The following is a 14,102-nucleotide window of genomic DNA, read 5'->3' as shown; positions in this document are numbered from 1 at the left end:
TGCTTCGACCTTCCAAGCCACCCTCGACCATGCAAACCTGATTCGTCCATGAGTATGCTTTCCATTAGTCCAAACCCACTTCCATCCGCCCCCCAGACCTCATCCAATCCCTCAATCCAGCCGGTACAGCTGTTTCGCATTCTCATAAAAAATCTTCCGCCGCGCTTCCGGTTTCAGGCCCCGCAGGACATGGCCCGGCGAGTCGAAGTCCCAATGCGGATAATCGCTGGAATAGAGCAGCATGTTCTCAGCATCGATCATATTGAAGAGATCGATGAGATGCTGCGGATTATCCGGCTCCTCGATCGGCTGCGTCGATAAGTAGCAGTGATCCCGGATGTACTCGCTCGGCATTCTCGTCAGCCAGGGCACGGTTGCTCGCAGCGCCTTGTAATTTTTGTCCAGCCGCCACATCAGGCCCGGCAGCCAGGCCACTCCGCCTTCAACCAGAACGACCTTGAGGTTCGGATACTTCACGAATACGCCCTCGCATACCATGCTCACCAGATGTGCCATGAACATCTGGGAGAGACAGGTGTGCCATTCGATGTACCGGGTCGGGTAGCCGGCCGCGGTGGGAGCCGTCGAGCTCCCACCGCCTTCCGCTCCCGGATGGATCGCGACCGGAAGGCCATTGCGCGCTGCCGCTTCGTAGATCGGGTGATAGTGGCGCTGACCCAGCGGCGACCTCGCCGCACTGGAGATCATCACCTCCACGATATCCGGATGGCCGCCGATCCTATCGATCTCGCGCGCCGCCAGCAGCGGGTCCTGGGTGGCTACCGCCATGGCTCCCTTAAAAGCTTTATGCTTGCCGAGCCACTCGGCGATCAGATAATCGTTATAAGCCGAGCATATCGCCGCCGCATAATCCGGATCATGCGTCGAGGAAATGTTGTAAACGACACCCGTCAACACGGCATAGTCCAGATTGTAGCCTTCGATCAGCTGCTTGATCATATAATCGGGATCGGAGCCGGCCTTGCCTCCCCCCGGAGGGATCGAGTCTTTTTTCATCACGCCGATCGGCGAGTAATACCCTGAGCCTGCATACCCGATGCCGGATGCCGCTACCCGGGAGCGCCAAGGCTCCTGCAGATATGGCAGCAGCGCCCTGTCGTCCTGCTCGTTATGAACGTCGACATCGATGATTTTGGTATCGTCCATTGCCTGATTCCCCCCATCTCCATTAAGAATTACTTGCCGCCGTATGTGCGCGTATATGCGGTGTTATACATGGCAAGAAGTTCGTCGGAGCCGAGTTTCTTCGCTTGATCGATGAATTGCTGATACGTGGAATCGTTGATCGGCGTTTTGCCGGTTACGAACTCCGTTACCTTCTGTTCAAGGAATTTATTCAGATTGTTCAGCTTCGATTTCTCGAGCTCCAGCTCCTCTTCCGTCTTGACGATCTGCTTCGGTGCAGGGACGATATACTGCTCATACCTTGCATTGATATCCTTGCTCTTCTCGCTTAACCCGCGCTCCCACACTTCCCGCGACTTGGCGTTATTCAGCGTGATCAGGTCATACCATACGCCCCAATCCTTGCGGAGCGCATTAAACGGAGATTCGCCGAACTCCTTGTTATATACCGCTTTGCCGTCCTCCATCGTATACGTTTTGCCTTCGATTCCTAAGGACAGATAATTCGTTCCCTCTTCGCTGACCAAATAATCGAGGAATTGGACGGCGCGCTCCTTATCCTTCACTTTGGCCGATATCGCTCGGCCGACGGTGCCGACGACCGGACGGGAGAACTGATAGTTCTTGATCCCCTCGGCGGCAAAGGAAGGAATCGCATCCAGCTCATACTCTGCCGTACCAGCCCCCCTCGCCTTGGCAACCAAGGATTCCAGATCGGCCTTCCAGAAAAACGTCACCAAGGATTTACCCGTTAGGATGCGCTCCTCCCACTGCGCTTGCGTCAGCAGCGAGAATTCCGGATCCAGCAATTTTTCCGCATACAGTTTATTCAGGTACACCAGCATATCCTGATAATTCTCATGATACGGCGCGAATGCGTATTGATCCGTGGTTGGATCCAGGTTGTAAAAACCGCTGATGCCGGTAAAGATACGCCCGAAGGTCGTATACAGCCCCGTATCGCCTACGATCGCGTTCGATATGAGCGGGTAGGAGTCCGGCACTTTTTCTTTCAACGTTTTCAGATATTGATAAAATTCATCCACGGTGGTCGGCGCCTGTATCCCGTGCTGATCCATAATGTCCTTGCGGGCATACCAGATAAAGTTGAAGCCCTTGCCTTCCGCATCCCCTTCCAGGACAGGCACGGTATACAAGCCTCCGTCCGTGCCCGTTGCCAGCGCCTTGGCTTCAGGATATTTCTCGTAGAAGGCTTTCAGATTCGGTGCCCGGTCCAAATAATCATTGAGATTCAGGAACACCTTCTCCGGCCCATGCTCCCGGCCGTCCTGCGTCGGCACCTGAATAAAATCCGTGGCGGTATTCGTGGCAATCATGATCTGCCTTTTCTCCTCAAGCCCTTCCTGGCTGACGATCTGGAACTTCACTTTGACGCCCGTCTTGGCCTCGATCTCTTTGAAAATCTCCCAGTCATCCCGAACCTTGCCCTCCACCCGGTCGTATACGAGCCATGAAAAAGTAACCGGTTTGTCAGGGCTTAACGTCCCCGAATCGTCCTTGCCTCCGCCGGTGCAGCCCGTAACCAGCATCGCGCAGAGCAGAATCATGGCAAGCGCAGTTCTGAACCCCTTTCGCCGCATTCCATAACCTCCTTTTTTTATCATCACATCGTATAGAAATGGATTCCCGTTAAATCCATGACTACCCCTTAATGCCCCCAATCATCGTGCCCTGTACAAAATATTTTTGGATAAACGGATAGACGCACAGGATCGGCAGCGTCCCAATCATGATCATGGCGTATTTCAGCGTTTCCAGATGTGTCAGGTCGCCTTCGCCCTGCACGTTCGTGCCGGCGATCAGGATGTTGCGCATCATGATTTGCAGCGGGTACATCTCCCGGTCATTCAAATAGATCAAAGCGCTGAAGAAGGAATTCCATTGATTCACCGCCGTGAACAGGCCGATCGTGACCATCACCGGCACGGACAGCGGCAGCACGATCCGCACCAGAATCTGCATGGATCCGCATCCGTCGATGGCAGCCGCGTCCTCAAGCTCCTCCGGCAGCGCCTCGAAAAATGTCCGCATAATGAACAAGTACCATGTGCTGATCAGCGACGGAAGGACGATCGCCCAGATCGTGTCCAGCATCCCCAGCTTCTGAACGATCAGGAAGGTTGGAATCATGCCCCCGCTGAAGAGAAGCGTGAACGCTGCCATGAGCAGAATCACTCTTCGGCCGGGCAGCCATCGCTTCGCCAGCGGATACGCCATCGCCGAGGTTGCAATCAACGTCAGCAACGTATGCAGGAACGTGTACCGGATCGTATTCCAGTAACTCACCCAGAGATCGGGGTTATAGATGAGCTGTTCGTAAGCGATCAGCGTAATCTTTTTCGGCCATAGCAGCACCGCGCCGCTCGCGACCATGGCATTGTTGCTGATGGAAGCCGAGAATACGTACACCATCGGGTAGGCCATTACCATGATCAGCACAATCATGAACAATATATTGAATACGTCAAACAGCTTCGAAGCGAAGCTTTCCTGCTTTTTCATCGCGCACCTCCCTTACCACAGGCTGGTCTCCGAATGTTTGCGTACGACCCGATTGGCCGCAACGACCAGAATGAAGCCAATCGCCGACTGGAACAGGCCTACCGCGGTCGCAAAGCTGAAATCGGCATCCAGGATGCCCCGCCGGTACACAAAGGTATTAATGACATCCGCGGTTTCGTAATTCATCGTGTTGTAAATCAAGAGGATTTTTTCGAAGCTGGCTTCCATGAAATTGCCGAGCGACAGCACGAACAGAATAATCATGACAGGCACCATGCCGATGAACGTAATATGCCGGACCTGCTGCCACCGGTTGGCCCCATCCATCTTGGCCGCCTCGTACAGCGTCGGATCAATGCCGGCAATCGCAGCCAGGTAGAGAATGGTCCCCCACCCGACCTTCTGCCATATTTCGGAGCCCACGTACACCGTCCGGAACCACTCCGGCATGCCGAGAAACATGATCGGCTCGATGCCGAACAGCTTGACGAGCAGATGGTTCACCACGCCCGTGGTCGGAGACAGGAAGGTGACGAGAATGCCCGCGATCACGACGGTCGACAGGAAATGCGGCATGTAGCTGATGTTTTGCACAAACCGTTTGAACCATTTGCTCTTCAGCTCATGGAACAGGATCGCCAGAATGATCGGCGCCGGAAAATGAAACAGCAGATCGTACACATTCAGCATGATCGTGTTGCGAATCAGCTTCCATGCATCGGGGGTGACATAGAAAAATTCAATGAAATGCTTTAGTCCCGCAAATTTGCTTCCCAAAATGCCCCGGCCGATCGAATAGTCCTGGAAGGCAATGATGATGCCGTACATCGGCGCGTACTTGAATATCAAGTAGTACAAGATGCCGGGCAGCATCAGCAAGTACAACGCTTTATGCTTTTTCAGAACGTAGCCGATCCGTGATAGCTGCGCCAATAATCCCCACCTCCGATTGAAAGCATTTACATTCGTTTGTTGTTGTCCCCACTATACGAGCCGTGCCTCCTTCGCGTAAAGCAAACATCTTTTCCGTAAGACGCATGTTTTGCAATGCCTGCGCCGCAAGGCTTTCGACCTGTTCCATGCAAAAAAAGAGACTTCAGAAAATAATGCAGTCTCTTCTTTCCTATTGATGGGAACTCCGGTATTTGGCAGGCGTAATGCCTTCATATCGGCGGAAAGCCCGAATCAAGGAATTCCTCCCCCAATACCCCACCTTTTCGGCAATTTCGTCTATTTTCAAATCCGTTTCAAGCAAAAATTGCTTCGCCTTCATCAGCCGGTACTTCGCGATATATTCCACGTACTTCTCGCCGACCTCCTCCTTGAAGGTTCGACTGAAATGCCCGATGGACATATTCATCATGCCGGCAAAATGCTCGATCGACAGCTCTTGATCGTAGTGCTCGTGAATGTACTCCAGAATCTCCATAAATTGTTGGCTGCGGCTGCTTGTGGCCGGCTTTCGGAACAGAAAGCCATGAATGTCCTGGAAGCATTGCGTCAGCTCGTCCCATGTCATGCAGCGATTCATTCGCTCGAACAGACCGGAATAATAGGGAACGTTCAATTCATTGCGCTCCGACTCCACCGCCCGAATCCAGGTGTTCAGCACATCGGCGAGCAGATATTTCATCTGCACGGCTGCTGCATCCTTGCGCCTCCCTTCCTCCAGCAGATCCAGCACGGATTGGAGCAGCTTGTCATACTCCCGGGTTTTACACTGGTTGTGGATCCGCTGGACCTCCTGCACGGACAGGAAAGAGTCCCATTGCTGCAGCTCCCTTGAAGGCGGACTGCCGCAAATCTCCACCGTGGAATGAAGCCCCCGGTAATTCAGCATGGCCAGCGCATGCTCATAGGACTGATGCAGCTCTTCGATGGCATGAACGGTTCTGCCGATGCCGATCGTCGCTTTATAATAGACACCGTATTCCAGAAACACGTGCCTGATCTGCTCCGCTGTTCGTTCCGGATAACCCTCCGTGATGTGATCATGCTGGATGACGCAAGCCATCAAATCCGGCCTTGTCTGGCAGATCCAGACCATGCCGGGCGCCAGCCGGTGGATCTTGTCCTTCAACTCCGTCAGCAAAAAGATCTTCGCGGATTCCGAAGTCGAATCATAAAACGACCGGTCATAGTGAAAAGAGATACACAGGACGGTTCTTGCCGCCTTATGGCTGTAAGCAAACTCAATCTCCTTGGCGTAGTACTCAATCGATAAGGCATCCCGGTATTGCCCCAGCAGGATTTTCGTGAAAAACTGCTCCTGCACGATCGGCAGCATCCCGTTCACCATCTGGTACAACTCTTTATTCTCGGTCATGATGAACTGGGAGTAGCGTTTAATGACATCAAACTCGTTGCCTTCGTAACGGCCCTCTTCATTCGGAGCATGGTGCAGCTTCAAGCCATCCTTGATCTCCCGAATCGGCCGGTACAAGCGCCGGCTTAAATAATACGAGGCGAGCGCGCCGACAACGAGGAAGAACAGGAGGAACAACCAGCAGATTAAGCGGGTAATATGGACCGGCTTCATCAATGTGCCCAGATCAACCATGCTGATATAATGCCAGGACTCGTTGAAGCCGGACGCCATGAAGGACAGCCCCATCTTGTCCGATATCGTAAATTGCGAAGCGAAACCATCCGTGCGTATTCGCTGCTGCAGGGCGAGCCGGTCCTGCTCGGTCAAACCGGTCATGGCGATCACTTGGGCGGTATCATCCACAATGGCCGTGCCCGTGACCCAGCTCTCCGGAATATGAATCCGCTCCTCAAGCTTGTCTCGTTTCACTTCAACCAGGAGGTAAACTTCAGGGGCGGCGGTATTGAACGGGTAACTCATGGAAGCCGTCACGGAAGCGGGAGAATCCATGAAATCCATCATTTTCTTGCCGGATAATTCGGCTTCCAGCTGGTGGCGGCGGTTCAGATCCAAGGGATAGCGGGAACGGAAATAATACGCTTTGTTCGTATAGGTTTCGGCATCGATCATTAAATCCTGATGGACAAAATAATAATAAGCTTTCTCGACCAATTCATCCGATTCCAGCTGTTGCAGCTGCTCCCGCAGGGAATGAAGCAGCTCCGGAAGGAGCTGGCTTTCCGGGGACGAAGACATGGGAGCAAGCAGCACGCTCCGTAATCTGGATGTGCTCAGGATATTAATCATGCTTGTCTTTAGCGATTGAAGCTCGGCATCCGTCTGCTCGGAGAACCGGTTCATCACCACTTGGTTAAAACGCTCGGCATCCTTTTCGATAATGCGAACGACAAGCACCTGAGCAAGAACCGAAGCAACAATGACGGGGATGAGAATAAGGAGAAAATAGTTCGCGAACATTCTCCAAAACAGGGTGTGCCTTCTGGGAGGCGGAGTATCGGCCGCCCCCGGCTCAGACAATCGGTCAGGCGGTATCCTTCGCTTCATGAATGTCCCCCCTTTGTAATTAAAATTGCAAGTAACAGGGCTTGCATTTACGTTTACTATATTTTGATGTAAGTTATAATATTCGCCGCATAAGGGAGATGGATGGAGCTTGCAGTGGGATGGTATTCGTCCACGAGAAAGGATTGCTTCCATAGCAAAAAGGGCCAGGAATCTCCTGGCCCTTTTCCGAAACGAGAATATCTTTTTTGCTTGCTCACATTCGCTTACTCGTATTCGAATACCGCATCCGGCGTCAGGGTGACATGGGGTGCATAACTCGGCATCTGGCCGGTCTCCTGCAAATACTGCTCAACAATCCGAGCGGCATCTACCAAAGAGCTAAGCAGCCAGTCCTCATAAAGCTTTCCGAACTTTTTGTGGAGCCATTCTGAGGTGTATTCATTCGAAAGGGTGAACAGGGAGTAGATTTCACGGACGGTATTGGTATGCTTGCGGCCGTAATCATCCGTCCAAGTCACTTTTTTATTCAAATCCACTTTGCGGATATCTTCCGTTTTGGTCGACAGGATGCCATTCTTGTATTGGTAATAAATGCGCAAGGATTTTTCATATTCATGGCCTTTTAGCAGCCTCCAACCAGCCATGCTTCCGGTCGCAGGAACCGATGACATTTTGCTTTTCCCGGCGTTTCCGGTGTTGCCGCTGGTCGTGGCTTTCTTCGGCTCGCCCTTTACGACGAATTGTGCCGCGCCCAGCGTCACGGTCATTTGCTGTTTGGATGCATCCCATTTCAGTTTTGCACCCAGTGCTGCGGTCAGCAGATCCGCAGATACGAGCGTCTCCCCTTTATTCTGGATCGGAGCGCCTTTCATGTTCACGGTTTTGCCGTTGATCTTCGCCTGCTTGCTTCCTGCCTTAACGGAAAGCTTGGTTTCTCCTACGGTAATGTCGAAGGTCTTGGAAGCAGCCTGATATTGGACCGAGCCTCCCACGGCTTGGAATACCGGCTTCAACGGCAGGTAAGTAATCCCCTTTTCCTGCTTGGCGTTCTCCAGCGGCTTGCCAAGTCCTGAAACGATTTTCACGGACTGCTTCTTGCCCGCGGCCTCCACCGTCAGCGTGGCTTCGCCTACGCCCATGATTTTGTATGTGCCTTTATCCGCTGCTTTGACCAAATGGGGCTTGTCTACGGACAAAGCGATCATATTCGCCGGAATCTTGTGCTTCTCTCCGCTGCTGTACTGAAACTCAACCGTTGGCGTGATGGAGCTTCCCACCTTCGGCTTGCTGTTCGCTACCTTTAGCGTAACGCCCGTAATGCTCGGAACCGTCACATCATATAATTGTCCATGATCATACTCGGTCCAAGTCCCATCCGATAACCGGGCGAAAAAGCTCTTGGAGCCTTCAATTCCTACAATCTCTTGTACTCCGCTGATTCCCTTCAACGGGCTCATTTCAAATGTTTGCGAGAATACATCCAATCTGGCATTCCACACCGTTCCGTCCTTTTTGACGAAAATCAGTTTCTGTTCTTTACCGAAAGAAATATCAGCCCCGTCGCTAATCAAGTTTTGGGACAGGTAAGTCGTGCTGCCATTGATACGAAGCGTACTGAACAGCACGAGTCTTCCGTCATTGTACAAAATAGCGGCATAGTCTCCGGCGACCTTGATTTTGCGGATCGCGCCCACGTCCGCTGCTTGACCCAGAACCACAGGTTCCGGCGTATAGGCACGATTATGGTATAAGACCGTCCCCGACTGGGTAACGCCGCCGATATTCCCGTTGTTCTCGTCAAAAACGGAAATTCCCTCAAACCCCTTTACAGTCTGCGGCTTGGAATCAACCATGCGATGGACGATGCCGTCTGAAGTCAACCAGTAACCTTGTCCAACCTGTTTCACATGATTCGCACCCGCTACAGCCTGATATCCCGCTTCCCCCCACATGACCAATCCGCCCGTATTATTGACGCCGAATCCGTATCCGCTGGAGCCCGCGATGAACTTCAGATCTCCGCCCATCGGAATCGGGATTCGGTTGATGGGAAGACGGCTGTACGTAATCCAGACCGTGCCGTCCTCCATCAAGGGCGTGCCATCGGGCAGCAGCATTGCAATCTTGGCGCTTGCCTTGCCCGACTCGCCATATGCTGCACCGGCCACGCTGGGAACCATCACGCAAACCGCCAATAGCAGAACCAACATTTTCTTGAACATGAATGAACCTCATCTCTTATCAGAATGTAAGTCTTTCAAATCTAGTTAATTTGAACCAGGAATATTATACCACTCGATAGAAACGAAACAATATCAAAATTCGCAAGATAACATAAGACCAAAAAAACGCCCCCAGCATCTGTTTCCAGACACCAGGGACGCTTGTCATTCACCTGCATTTATTCCATGCGCTCAAACACCTTGAACCTTCGGCCTTCCTGCAATGCCACCAACGTATGTTCATCGACTACATAGATTTCCGTGCCTTCGGGCAGCTCGTTCGACGATAAATGCGTATCCGGATATTGATCCGGTTCGAGCCGCTTCTGGATCGTGCCCGCCAAGGTCAAATCCGCCTCCGCAAAAGCCTCGGCACCCTCAGTGCCTTTTCCGATATACTCTTGGTCATCGTATTTTACCAGGGACGCATAACTGGCCGACTGTTTGCTGCCGCAGCCCAAACATAGGATCAACAATAGGCTGATGACCGGAAGCCCTGCTAACTTAATTCTCTTGCCCATAAGTCTTCCTCCTTTACGGACGTCTCCCTACCCTACGGTCTGTCATCTATCAATAAAAGCTATAACAGCTCATCCAAGCGTTCCTTTAACGCTCGGGCATCATAACGAATAAAAGCTCCGTTGACCGTGCCGACGAGCACTTCCTGATCCGTTACGTTCAGCGCGCCGTTTTTGGCATAGGCCTCTCGCAAATCGACGTTGCCGGTGATCACGTCATGCAATCTGCCCAAGCTTCTGCCGTCTTCCTTATGCAACACCACAAGATCGCTTCCCAAACTTATCAGCAGGTACGAATCCAGGATTCCGTAGCTGCTGCCAACCAGATGGGACAGATCGTCACCCGCTTTGGACGTGGTCTCCATCTTCCATAGGATGCTGCCGTTCTCTATATCTACCGCAGCCGGAATGCCGTTCAAGGCAAGATAGACTCGCGCTCCCTCGATGACGCCACGGGTGGCCTTCCCTTTTATTGTCCATAGTTCCTTATCTTCAAGGCGGTCATATAGTACGCTTTCGTAAGCGGCGGCCCCGCTGAAATACTCCCCGCCAAGCGCACGCTGCACCAGCAGATACCGCTCATTCAGCACCTCGAACCTTTCCATCTCAAGTGCCGGATACGTGTCTTCGCGCTCGCCGGTTTCCGTATTGAGCAGAACCCATTCCTTGCCAAGCAGCATCCATCGTGTTGTCATATCCGTTGGCGCAGTCGGATCGTAACGATAACCTCCGGTAAAATACGGATCTCGGGACGGATCGTCCATCACCCTCTTGCCGACCTTCACATTCCATGACGCTTTGCCGGTGACCGGATCGTAAGCGGTAAGCTGTCCGTTCTGCTCGATGAGCACGTACGGATCGTCTGTTCCTGCATTCAACAAGCGGTGTTCGCCGGACAAGGTCTTTTTCCAACGCAGCTTACCGGTATCCTGATCCAGGACGCTCATCACGCTTTTGGTTTCGTTCATGTTCAAAGCTTCAACCAGTACGATCGCATCAGCCGCAGCCGTCATCGTCAAACCGAATTCGTTCTTGGGCTTAACCTCCCATAACACGTTGCCATCCGACAACCGGATATGCCGCACGCGGGCCACATAATCCTTAACCTCCGGATTATATGCCGAGTACATCGTGACATGCTGCCGCTCCCGATCTGTAATGGCCGTATACCAGCCGAACCCGGCATCCTCCTGCCACAGCTTCTTGCCGGTGCCCCGGTCGATTGCGTACAAGGAAGAGTTATCGTGCATCCCGCTGAACCCGCCGTCATCTCCCTTGAGGAGCAGGACATCCTCGTTGGCCTCCAGCAGGAAGGTGAAATTCAGATTACCCTGATTTCGCCAATCGGGATCGGCTGTTATGGTCTTGCGCAGCGGCAGGACGTCCAAACGATAGGTAAACTCGTAATCATCGCCAGGATTGTAACTCCGCTCGAAGGATCCCGCCGAAGGGATCACCCACTCGCTGGACGTCAGCTTTCCGGATGGGGAGAACGTCACGGTATAATGGGCATCCCGCTGCTCATATCTCCAGGTCTCCCCGAGTTTCATCGGTTTATTGGAGCTCGATTCCTGATTCCGCGATGTCTCCCTCGCCTGCGGTTCGCCGAGCAGCTTTTTCACGTACGAAGAAGGGGTCCCTTTCTTAAAAAGAAGCTCCGTCAAGTTTCGCACCACATCCGTCGCTACTTCCGAATTGCCACCGAGAAGCGCTTCAGGCATCGCCTTCTTGGCTGTCGTGTCCTTCCCTTGTACCCACATCATCGCCGGGCGGTAGATCCGGTAATCTTCCTTCCACTTGGAGGGAGCGACCATAACGCCGTACCAGTCCTTCCACTGGGCTACGGCGATGAGGGACGTTCCCGTCTGGGATACCGGCCATTTCACCGCGCTTCCGGGAGCCAGGTATATGCTGCCGCTGCTGCGCAGTTGAAGCGAGAGCGGGGAAATATCGTTCACTTTGGCAGCTTCCTTGGAAACATACCATGTCGGGAGCCACAGGTCCCCACGGGAATCGGACTTGATTAATGCCATTTCCCCCTTCACGGAGTGAAGCCGGAGCGATTCTCCATCGGCCCCGTAATAGCTGGCCTTGAGATTCCTCAGGTGGCTGTTCTTGCTAAGCGCATTAGGGAAAAAAGCAGCCCTCTGCTGAAGCGTGACGCGTTGACCGGATGTAAAGCCCCCGGTTCCGGCAGCATCGGCGAATACGGGACGAGTGCCCTCCTGCGTCTGCTGAGCCGGAAGTCCGACGAGTGAAATGCAGGCGGCTGCCGTTATTCCGATGAATAGTCGCTTACGGATCGAAACGCGTGTACTCACAAGAAACCATCCTCTCCCATACAAGCATATATATTGTAAACGCTATTATAAGACAATATGTTCCAAAATCAAAACAAAAAAAGCTCCCTTTCAGAAAAGGAGCTCTTTCTAACGCGTGTATGAACGGGCTATTCCTGTTGTGATGCTTCCGCGGCTGATCCGACGCAGGCTCGCTCTCTTCAGCATCATCGGACATTCATTCGCCAGGCTGAATCAGGTACGCTGCGGCTCTGCGTTTGCCTGCCTGTCATGATTCTGGCGCGATCAGACACGCCGTCCGATAATTCCTCCCATACTTGACCGATAAAGGATGCGGGGGCAATAGACGAGTCTCGATTGCTTCCTGATGCCGCCCCGCCGATGGATCGCTCCTCCATCTGCATATTAGCACGGAATGCACTGAACTCTGCGCATCCCGATAATAAAATGACACCAACCATCACAATCATAATCTGCCACGCCACCACGAGCCTAGCGTTCCGTTTCGAATAATCCAAGGATTCCATCCGACTTCCTCCTTATGTACGTTCTGAAGGAAAGTATAAGGAACATATCTTATCAATCAGCGGGGCAAGTTCTTAACGAATGCTTAAATAAAACTGAACAATTCCATAGGGTCCTTGCAGCAGCGATCGGGGAGCCCTTCTCAGGATCATATAAAAACGCTCCCTCGAAGGGAGCGTTCGCTTGGGCTGCCTCAATTGCTTCGCAATGCAGAACGACCACCGTGCGGCAAGCGAACTGCTGCTATACGACTTTGGGAAAGCGGGTTTCAAAGGTCGTCCGCTGCCGGTCGCTCCGAACCCGGATTTCGCCGCCCTGGACCTCCACGATGCTCTTCGTGATCGCCAGTCCCAGACCGGTGCCCCCGGTCTGCTTCGAACGGGAAGCCTCCACGCGGTAGAAGCGATCGAAGATGAAAGGCAAATCCCGCTCGGGAATCGGATCGCCGTAGTTGGTGAAGCTGATGCTCACCTGACCGCCAACGCTGCGGACGGCGATGTCGATCCTGTGTCCCGACTCTCCGTACCGGATCGCATTGGATATCAGATTCTCGTAAGCCCGGACAAGCTGGGCGCCGTCTGCCCGAATAACGAGGCCTTCCTCCGCCGCAAGCTTGCATTCCATCCCGGCTTTCTCCAAGGACGGCACGAATTCCTCGATCAGCTGTCTCATGAACTGAGCCATATCGATCTCCCTAATATCCAGCGGAAGCCCGTTATTGATCCTCGTGTATTCGAACAGGTCATCGATCAGCTTCTTCAGATTCTGCGCTTTCTCATAAGCGATATTCACGTAATACCGCAGCTCTACTTCATCCTGGTACCGGTCTTCCTCGATAACCTCCAGAAACCCCAGTATCGATGTCAGCGGCGTCCGGAGATCATGGGATACCCCCGTGATCAGATCATTCTTCGTTTTCTCCGCATGGCGCTCCTCCAGAATGGATTGGTGAAGCTGCCTGCTCATCTGGTTGATGCTCTCGGCGACCTCGCCCAGCTGGCTGCCTGAACGAACAGGAATCTCGGTATCGAAATTCCCCTTGGCAATCTCGCGGAGGCCATGCGTGATTTCCTCCAGGTACGCGTTCAGCTGCTCGGTCATGCGGTTAATGCCGGCAGCGACGGCGCCTACTTCGTCCCGGGTGTCGAGCTCGATTCTGGAATCGAATCGTCCGGCCGTGATGTCCTGAAGACCGGTCTCTACCTTCCGCAGATCCAGGGCAAACCACCTCGTGCCCATATAATAGCTTGCCAAAAAAAGAATGATGCCCGTGAACAACATAACCGGCTTCGAACCGAGGTTATTGACGATCCAGGCAAGCGGCGGGTTGATGGCCGGAATGGAGAGCACCAGCGTGCTTAACGCATAGAGTATGATAAGCAGGGCGGCCGCGATGCCGATGCTGGCCAGCAGCATAAGCAGCATCTTCAGGCGGATGCTATGAAGCTTCAATCCTTTCAAGTCAGTCACCTCT

At 53.0% G+C, this 14,102-nt stretch carries 10 protein-coding genes; all 10 read right to left on the bottom strand.

The window, feature by feature from the left end:
• Positions 1-111: 111 nt before the first annotated feature.
• Positions 112-1,167 carry an amidohydrolase family protein gene (locus MHH82_RS06360; RefSeq protein WP_036662337.1) on the bottom strand — a complete coding sequence of 352 codons (1,056 nt, stop codon included), beginning with the start codon at positions 1,165-1,167 and terminating at the stop codon, positions 112-114.
• A 29-nt stretch (positions 1,168-1,196) separates the two neighbouring features.
• On the bottom strand, positions 1,197-2,747 hold the full coding sequence (locus MHH82_RS06355) for an ABC transporter substrate-binding protein (RefSeq protein ID WP_012819382.1): 1,551 nt from the start codon (positions 2,745-2,747) through the stop codon (positions 1,197-1,199).
• Between the two features lie 61 nt (positions 2,748-2,808).
• A complete protein-coding gene (locus tag MHH82_RS06350; RefSeq protein ID WP_036662331.1) occupies positions 2,809-3,669 on the bottom strand; it encodes a carbohydrate ABC transporter permease in 861 nt (286 codons plus the stop codon).
• Between the two features lie 12 nt (positions 3,670-3,681).
• Entirely contained in the window at positions 3,682-4,602 is a 921-nt protein-coding gene (locus MHH82_RS06345) for an ABC transporter permease (RefSeq protein WP_036662329.1), read from the bottom strand.
• A gap of 190 nt (positions 4,603-4,792) precedes the next feature.
• Positions 4,793-7,102, bottom strand: a complete 2,310-nt coding sequence (locus tag MHH82_RS06340; RefSeq protein WP_340964428.1) for a helix-turn-helix domain-containing protein — start codon at positions 7,100-7,102, stop codon at positions 4,793-4,795.
• Between the two features lie 224 nt (positions 7,103-7,326).
• Entirely contained in the window at positions 7,327-9,285 is a 1,959-nt protein-coding gene (locus MHH82_RS06335; protein ID WP_340964426.1) for a copper amine oxidase N-terminal domain-containing protein, read from the bottom strand.
• A 179-nt stretch (positions 9,286-9,464) separates the two neighbouring features.
• On the bottom strand, positions 9,465-9,806 hold the full coding sequence (locus tag MHH82_RS06330; RefSeq protein WP_145038820.1) for a hypothetical protein: 342 nt from the start codon (positions 9,804-9,806) through the stop codon (positions 9,465-9,467).
• Positions 9,807-9,865: 59 nt separating this feature from the next.
• The gene (locus MHH82_RS06325) at positions 9,866-12,124 is read right to left on the bottom strand and encodes an outer membrane protein assembly factor BamB family protein (RefSeq protein WP_340964422.1); all 2,259 of its coding nucleotides are present in this window, start codon (positions 12,122-12,124) and stop codon (positions 9,866-9,868) included.
• 185 nt (positions 12,125-12,309) lie between these two features.
• The gene (locus MHH82_RS06320) at positions 12,310-12,630 is read right to left on the bottom strand and encodes a hypothetical protein (protein WP_036662317.1); all 321 of its coding nucleotides are present in this window, start codon (positions 12,628-12,630) and stop codon (positions 12,310-12,312) included.
• Positions 12,631-12,871: 241 nt separating this feature from the next.
• Entirely contained in the window at positions 12,872-14,089 is a 1,218-nt protein-coding gene (locus tag MHH82_RS06315; protein WP_340964416.1) for a sensor histidine kinase, read from the bottom strand.
• Between the last annotated feature and the right edge of the window lie 13 nt (positions 14,090-14,102).

This window comes from Bacillus sp. FSL K6-6540, assembly GCF_038007545.1.
Note: the sequence above shows the minus strand (reverse complement) of the source record. Positions and strands in the feature narration are given on the sequence as shown.

Excerpts from the sequence above, each read along its gene's own strand:
- MHH82_RS06360 (WP_036662337.1), bottom strand. The coding sequence starts at position 1,167 with ATGGACGATACCAAAATCATCGATGTCGACGTTCATAACGAGCAGGAC.
- MHH82_RS06355 (WP_012819382.1), bottom strand. The coding sequence starts at position 2,747 with ATGCGGCGAAAGGGGTTCAGAACTGCGCTTGCCATGATTCTGCTCTGC.
- MHH82_RS06350 (WP_036662331.1), bottom strand. The coding sequence starts at position 3,669 with ATGAAAAAGCAGGAAAGCTTCGCTTCGAAGCTGTTTGACGTATTCAAT.
- MHH82_RS06340 (WP_340964428.1), bottom strand. The coding sequence starts at position 7,102 with ATGAAGCGAAGGATACCGCCTGACCGATTGTCTGAGCCGGGGGCGGCC.
- MHH82_RS06335 (WP_340964426.1), bottom strand. The coding sequence starts at position 9,285 with ATGTTCAAGAAAATGTTGGTTCTGCTATTGGCGGTTTGCGTGATGGTT.
- MHH82_RS06330 (WP_145038820.1), bottom strand. The coding sequence starts at position 9,806 with ATGGGCAAGAGAATTAAGTTAGCAGGGCTTCCGGTCATCAGCCTATTG.
- MHH82_RS06320 (WP_036662317.1), bottom strand. The coding sequence starts at position 12,630 with ATGGAATCCTTGGATTATTCGAAACGGAACGCTAGGCTCGTGGTGGCG.